The sequence below is a fragment of the Streptococcus mitis genome, from assembly GCF_946190155.1.
GTDB classification, from domain to species: Bacteria; Bacillota; Bacilli; order Lactobacillales; family Streptococcaceae; genus Streptococcus; species Streptococcus mitis_CL.
In genome coordinates, this window is the sequence record NZ_CAMHZL010000066.1 from 1 (window position 1) to 257 (window position 257).

Annotated in this window: 1 protein-coding gene; it reads right to left on the bottom strand. The window is 33.5% G+C overall.

What is annotated here, in order from left to right:
* Positions 1-125: 125 nt before the first annotated feature.
* Complete coding sequence (locus tag N8O80_RS09865; RefSeq protein WP_419991865.1) at positions 126-257, bottom strand: CD1375 family protein; 132 nt, start codon at positions 255-257, stop codon at positions 126-128.

Below are 257 nucleotides of genomic sequence, written 5' to 3' on the forward strand. Positions count from 1 at the left end.
GCAAACGTTCCAGAGAAATAATCAATAATTTCCATAATAACGATCAGGCTAAGCAAAAAGAGGACTAGACCGTCCTCTGTCGCAATCAAATTTCTTAAAGAATCAAATATAATGATTTTCATTAACTATCCCTTCTCTTCAATATTTTTTTCTTTGGTCAATTCAGCCAAAAGTTCTTCATTATCAACCATGAGAGCGATTTGCTCTTTGATAGCTGCTTTAACTCGCTCTGAAAAAATAAGATCTTTCCATGCTAT